Origin of the sequence: Ramlibacter aquaticus (assembly GCF_015159745.1) — a bacterium.
Taxonomy (GTDB): Bacteria; Pseudomonadota; Gammaproteobacteria; order Burkholderiales; family Burkholderiaceae_C; genus Ramlibacter; species Ramlibacter aquaticus.
Genome location: NZ_JADDOJ010000135.1, coordinates 1 through 5,078 on the forward strand (window position 1 = coordinate 1; position 5,078 = coordinate 5,078).

The window sequence follows — 5,078 nt, forward strand, 5'->3', positions numbered from 1 at the left end:
CTTCGAGTCCGTCGTAGGCCACCTCGACGCCGCGCCGCGCCAGTTCGGCGCGCTGCGGCGAGTCTTCGTCGAGGATGGGGTTGGTGTTGTTGATGTGGATCAGCAGCTTGCGCGTACGAGCCGGCAGGCTGTCCAGCCACTCCAGCATGCCGCCCGCGCCGTCCTGCGGCAGGTGGCCGATGTCGCGCGCGCGCTTGGACGACAGGCCCAGGGCCAGCATCTCGTCGTCGCGCCAGAAGGTGCCGTCGACCAGCACGCAGTCGGCGCTGCGCATGGCGGCGTCGGCGGCTTCGCTGCGCTGGCCCAGGCCCGGCGCATAGAAGGCGCTGCGTCCGCTGGCCTCGTCCACCATCAGCAGGCCGATGTTGTTGCCGGGCTGCGGGTTCTCGCGATGCGGTGAATACGGCGCGGGCTTGCTCCACAGCGGAACGGCGGTGAAGCGCACGCCCGCCACGCCCGGCACCTGGAAGGCGCGACCGTCCAGGGTGATCGCCTGGCGGGCGACGCCGCAGAAGTGCCCCAGCACGCCGAGGATGGGGTTGCCGCGCGTGAGGTCCTCGAAGACCGGGTCGGTGCACCACAGCGGCAGCGGCCGTCCCAGTTCGCGCAGCATGTACAGGCCGGTGGTGTGGTCGACCTGGCCGTCCATCAGCACCACGCCGGCGATGCCGGTGTCGCGCGCCGCGCGGCCGGGCTGGAGGGCGGGCGTGGCCTTGATCTGCTGCAGCAGGTCGGGCGAGGCATTCACCAGGGCCCAGTCGCCGGCATCGCCGCGCACGCACAGGGACGACTGTGTGCGCGCCACGGCGCGCAGGCGGCCCTCGCGCAGGCCGCTGCAGTTGCGGCAGTTGCAGTTCCACTGCGGGAAGCCGCCGCCGGCGGCCGAGCCCAGGATATGGATGAGCATGGGGAATTCGGTGGGCGCGCCAGCCGCGGGGGGCGGCCGGCGCGCCCGGCGCCATCAGCGCGCGGCGATGTACATCGTGATTTCGAAGCCGAGGCGCAGGTCGATGGCGGTCGGGGTTTCCCAGGTCATGGGTGTGTCTCCAGAAGGTCCGGGGCGTGCGGCCCGGGTCGCGGCAATGCACCGTGCATCGCTCGCACCAGCGTAGGGCCCGCAGCGCCCGCCCGGCAGCCCCCCGATCTGGAATCGGTGCTCCAGATTTTCATGAGAAGCAGGCTGCTAGCATGCCGCGCATGGATGCAAGTCCCCCCAGCGATCCCCCCGCCGGCCCTGCCGCGCAGGGCCTGCTGCCGCTGGACGGCGGCCATGCGATGGCCTGGCAGGCCTGGGGCCCGGCGCGGGCGCCCGCGGTGCTGGTGCTGCATGGCGGGCCGGGCTCGGGCACCTCGCCCGCGCTGCTGGCGCCCTTCGACCTGCGGCGTGTGCGGGTGGTGAGCTATGACCAGCGCGGCTGCGGCCGCAGCCTGCCGCAGGGCGCCCTGCAGGACAACGACATCCCGCACCTGCTGCGCGACGCGGAAACCCTGCGCGAGCACCTGGGCATTGCGCGCTGGCAGCTCGTCGCCGGCGGCTCCTGGGGCGCCACGCTGGCGCTGCTGCTGGCCTCCCATGCGCCCCGCCGCGTCGCCAGCGTGCTGCTGCGCAACTGCTTCGTGCCCACGCCGGCCGAACTGCACTGGTTCTTCGAGGGCGCGCGCAGCCTGGACCCGACCGCCTGGGAACGCCTGGCGCGCGCGGCCGGCGGCCCCGCGCCCGGGGGCCTGTGCGCCGCGCTGGGACGCGTGATGCAGGCCTCGCCTCCCGCCCTGCAGGCCGAGGCCGCACGGGCCTGGCAGGCTTGGGAGCGGCGTGTGGCCGGGCTGCCCGCAGCCCCCGATGCGCAGGGCGCCGCGCTGCAGGCCCTGCTGCTGCGCTACCGCGTGCAATCGCATGTCCTCGCCGGCTGCTGCGCGCTGGCACCGGGCGCGCTGGCCGAGGCGGCGCGCGGCCTGTCGGGCCGGCGGGCGGTCTTCGTCCATGGCGCAGAGGATCGGGTCTGCCGGCCGCAGGCGGCCCATGCGCTGCACCGCCAGGCCGCGGGCAGCCGCTGGGTGCCGGTGGCTGGCGCCGGCCACGACCCCTTCCATCCCGCCCTGGCCGACGCCATGCGCCAGGCGGCCGACGGCCTGCTCGCCGCCACGGAGTCCGCATGCGCGCCATGAGCCTGCGCCTGAAGGTCAACCTCATCGTCGGCGCAGTCATCCTGCTGATGGTGATGGCCGGCATCGCACTGCAGCTGAACAATGTGCGGCGCTCCGTCAACGAGGAGATCGAGGCCACCAACCGCGTCACCGTGCAGCTGCTGTCGCACGTGGGGCTGGAGTACGGCGTGGACAACCCGGACGGCCTGGTGCGCTTCTTCCGCCAGCTGGGCCGCGTGCGCGCGAACAACATCACCCTGGCCGACCAGAACGGCGCCGTGCTGTACCGTTCGCCACCGCCGACCTACAAGCAGGGCCGCGAGGCGCCGCGCTGGTTCACGCAGCTGATGCTGCCGCCGTCCTCGCGCCAGGTGGTACGCCTGCCCAACGGCGCGGTGCTCAGCATCGAGGCCGAGCCGTCCCGCTCCATCCTCGACGGCTTCGACGACCTGGTGGCCCTCGCCGCGGCCGGCGGCGCCGCCCTGGTGGCGGTGAACCTGGTGCTGTTCTGGGCCCTGGGCCGGGCCCTGCGGCCCTTCCCGCGCATCGTCGATGGGCTGAACCGGCTGGAAGCCGGCGATTTCGAGACCCGGCTGCCGCGGCTGCCGGGCCGCGAGGCGGCCGCCATCGGCGAGGCCTTCAACCGCATGCTGGGGGTGCTGCGCGACAACATGGACAACCGCCAGCGCGCCTTCCAGGCCGAGCAGCGGCTGTCGGATTCACGCCAGCTCGCGGACCGCGTGGAGGACCAGGTGGATGCCGAGCGGCGCGAGATCGCACGCATGCTGCACGACGAGCTCGGCCAGTCCATCACCGCGATCCGCAGCCTGGCCATGTCGGTGCTGCTCGCGGCCCAGGGGCGCGATGCGAGTGCGGCCCAGGCGGCGCGGCTCATCGTCGACGAGGCGGGCCGCCTGCACGACCAGATGCGCGGGCTGCTGCCCCGGCTGGCCACTGTCGAGCCCGGCGCCGACGGGCTGGACGAGGCGCTCGCCGACCTGCTTCTGCGGGTGCGCTCGGCGCACCCGGGGGTGGCCATCGAGCTGGGCTGGGAACCCGCGCCCGCGCCCGTGGACGGCGCCGCGGCCCGGGTGGCCTACCGGGTGGTGCAGGAAGGCCTCACCAACGCGCTGCGCCACGGCCAGCCCCGCCGCATCGCGGTGCGCCTGTGCCCCGGCGACGTGCTGCGGGTGCAGGTGAGCGACGACGGCGCGGGGCCGGCCGGGGACTGGCGGGACAGCACGCACTTCGGCCTGCGCTGGCTGCGCGAGCGCGCCGAATCGCTGGGGGGCCGGCTGTCGCTGTCGGCCGGGCCCGCGGGCGGCGCGGTGCTGGAGGCGGCCCTGCCGCGGCAGCCATGACACGCGTGATGCTGGTGGACGACCACGAGGTGGTGCGCATGGGCTTTCGCATGCTGCTGGCCACTGCGGGCATCGAGGTGGTGGCCGAAGCCGCCACCGGCGAGGACGCCTGCCGCATGGTGGGCGAGGCGGGCGCCGACGTGGTGGTGATGGACCTGTCCATGCCGGGGATGGGCGGCATGGAGGCGATACGCCGCATGCTCGCGAGGGACCCGGGCACGCGGGTGCTGGCGCTGTCCGCGCTGGAGGCCATCGCCTACCCGCAGCGGGTGTTCAAGGCCGGCGCACTGGGCTTCCTGCCCAAGCGCGGCGCGCCCGAGGCCTTGATCGATGCGGTGCGCACGGTGGCCGCGGGCCGCCGCTACCTGGACCCGCAGACCGCGCAGCGCATGGCCCTGGCCCAGGTCAGCGGCGAAGCCAACCCCAGCGACGTGCTCACCGAGCGCGAGTTCGCGGTCTTCCTGCAACTGGCCCAGGGGCAGGGCGTGGCCGCCATTGCCGATTCGCTGAAGGTGGCGCCCAGCACGGTGGGCACGCACCTCTACAACGTGAAGCAGAAGCTGCAGGCCGCCAACCAGGCCGAGCTGACGCTGATCGCCTTGCGCTGGGGCTTGATCCAGGCCTGAGCCGGAAGGGCAGCGGGCACGTGGCCCACCGCCCGTGCCACCGCGACCTGCTGGCCCCTGCACCTGCCGTTCAGCGGGCCGGTGCGCTTGCGGCAGGCGCCGCGGGGCTGTCTGCTGGCGCGGTAGCCGGTGACGTGGCCGCGGCGCCCGCCCCGATGTGGCGGTCGAAGAAGGCCAGGCTCCGGGTGTAGAAGTCGGTCACGTTGGCCTCCTGGTTGAAGCCATGCCCTTCCTCGGCGTAGACCTTCCACTCCAGCGGCTTGCCCGCCGCCCGCAGGGCATCGCGCATGCGCTCGCCGTGGATCAGCGGCACGCGGCGGTCGTCCGAGCCCATGGTGAGCATCACGGCGCCCTGGATGGCCGCCGCATTGCGGGCCGGCGAGGTGCGGGCGAATTGCTCGGCATTGCGCACCGAGTCGCCCACGAAGTGGGTGAACTCGTTGGCCAGGTAGTCGTACTCGGTGTCCTCGGCCGTGTCGGACCAGGCCGTCTGCTGCATGAGGCCGAGGTCGGTCACCGCCACGAACGCGTTCCCGCAGCGGAACAGCGCGGGCTCGCGCACCAGGCCCTGCAGCGTGGCGTAGCCGCCGTAGCTGCCCCCGTGCAGGCACATGCGGCCACGGTCCACGATGCCTTCCTTCACAAGGTGCAGGGCAGCGTCGGTGATGTCGTCCTGCATGGCCAGGCCCCACTGGCCGAAGCCGCTGGTGTGCAGGCGCGCGCCCCAGCCCTTGGAGCCGCGCGGTTCGGGCTCCAGCACGGCGTAGCCCTGCAGGGCGAAGAAGGCGGCCTCGGGCCAGCGGCCCCATTGCGACCAGGCGTACCCCCGCACCATGGGGCCTCCATGAATGTTGACGATCAGGGGCAGGCCTCGCGCGGGCACGCCGGGCGGCAGCGTCAGGTAGGCGGGGATGCGCATGCCGTCGCGGGCGGTGTAGTGGATGAA

Annotated in this window: 6 protein-coding genes; 3 read left to right on the forward strand and 3 right to left on the reverse strand. The window is 73.6% G+C overall.

Going from position 1 to position 5,078, the window contains the following annotated elements; genetic code table 11:
• Both pqqB and pqqA read right to left on the reverse strand, forming a co-directional pair.
• Window positions 1-907: pyrroloquinoline quinone biosynthesis protein PqqB (gene pqqB, locus IM725_RS19500; protein ID WP_193782308.1), on the reverse strand; the 907-nt coding region annotated here is incomplete at its 3' end.
• Window positions 908-961: 54 nt separating this feature from the next.
• Window positions 962-1,036 (reverse strand): pyrroloquinoline quinone precursor peptide PqqA, encoded by a 75-nt coding sequence (gene pqqA / locus IM725_RS20815; protein WP_193782313.1) that lies wholly within the window; start codon window positions 1,034-1,036, stop codon window positions 962-964.
• Window positions 1,037-1,197: 161 nt separating this feature from the next.
• Between pqqA and IM725_RS19510 the strand changes: the two genes are divergently transcribed.
• The 3 genes from IM725_RS19510 to IM725_RS19520 are packed head-to-tail and all read left to right on the forward strand — an operon-like array spanning window position 1,198 to window position 4,132.
• On the forward strand, window positions 1,198-2,166 hold the full coding sequence (locus tag IM725_RS19510; protein ID WP_193782309.1) for an alpha/beta fold hydrolase: 969 nt from the start codon (window positions 1,198-1,200) through the stop codon (window positions 2,164-2,166).
• Window positions 2,154-3,506 carry an ATP-binding protein gene (locus IM725_RS19515; protein ID WP_193782310.1) on the forward strand — a complete coding sequence of 451 codons (1,353 nt, stop codon included), beginning with the start codon at window positions 2,154-2,156 and terminating at the stop codon, window positions 3,504-3,506. Before IM725_RS19510 ends, IM725_RS19515 begins: the two co-directional genes overlap by 13 nt.
• Window positions 3,503-4,132, forward strand: a complete 630-nt coding sequence (locus IM725_RS19520) for a response regulator (RefSeq protein WP_193782311.1) — start codon at window positions 3,503-3,505, stop codon at window positions 4,130-4,132. The genes IM725_RS19515 and IM725_RS19520 overlap by 4 nt, the downstream gene beginning before the upstream one ends.
• Before the next feature lie 70 nt (window positions 4,133-4,202).
• Here the strand turns inward: IM725_RS19520 and IM725_RS19525 are convergent.
• The coding region (locus IM725_RS19525) for an alpha/beta hydrolase family protein (protein WP_227753965.1) at window positions 4,203-5,078 on the reverse strand (876 nt) is incomplete at its 5' end.